1 protein-coding gene is annotated in these 1,061 nt (G+C 40.1%); it reads left to right on the top strand.

What is annotated here, in order from left to right:
* Window positions 1-17: 17 nt before the first annotated feature.
* Window positions 18-1,061: acyltransferase family protein (locus AC1MDJ_RS08000; RefSeq protein WP_479690389.1), on the top strand; the 1,044-nt coding region annotated here is incomplete at its 3' end.

Genomic DNA, 1,061 nt, shown 5'->3' on the forward strand with positions numbered 1-1,061 from the left:
AACACGTATTGAAAGCTTTGGTTATTCTGTGGGTTATATCCTTTGCGTTGAATGTTCATCTTATTTTTAAGCACCAACCGCTAGTATTTTATATGCTACCCTTTAGGGCGTGGGAGCTACTGACAGGGAGTATTTTAGCTATCTATCAAGCTAAATACCCTTCTTCCGCAAGAGCATATTCTTTTCTCCCACTCCCATTAAGGGTAGGGGGTAATGTAGCTGGCATAGCAGGCTTACTTCTAGTTTGCGTCAGCGTTGTGTGGCTGGGCTATGCTAGGAAAAGCCATTTTCCGGGCACTCTTGCGCTTATGCCTGTAATGGGTGCATTTTTATGCATATCCGCTGGGGGCAGTGGCGTAGCGGGTAGGCTCTTATCTTGGAAACCATTTGTTCATATTGGCAAGCTCTCATACTCAATGTATCTATGGCACTGGGTGCTGATTACATTCTGGAAATACGCAGTTGACAGGGCATTAAGTGTCTTTGCGATAATTGTTCTAATATTAGCAATATATATTCTGTCGTTGCTATCATATAGGTTTATAGAACAACCTGTCCGCAAAAAACGGGTTTTAGTGAATAAAAATACACTTTTTAGAGTTGCTACTGCAATTTGCCTAATTACGATATGTGGCAGTGTAGCTAGACAAATATATAATAAGCCATATTTAGACATTTATGAAAACTACAACTTTGCTAATGGAATCTTACCAGATACTATAAAGAGATACCATGTTATAGCTCATTCTTTTGAAAATAGAGATGATGATAAACCTGTAATCCTGCTGATGGGCGATAGCCATGCGGGTGGATTGCTCCGAATTTTCAACACGTTGGCAGAATATTACGATAAAAAAATTGACTTTTTTGAGTGTGGCGGAAATATTTTGGGCACGTATCAACCGTTGAACTACCGAGATGAGCGGGTAATTAAATGCCATAACAAGCTAGAGGAAACTATTAAAGCCGACAATATAACCGATTTTGTCATAGTCGCACGGCTAGCACTGCATACTTATGGTTTGACAGATTATGAGGCTCAGCTAAAGGATGATAATGGG

The organism is Candidatus Termitispirillum reticulitermitis (assembly GCF_054655775.1).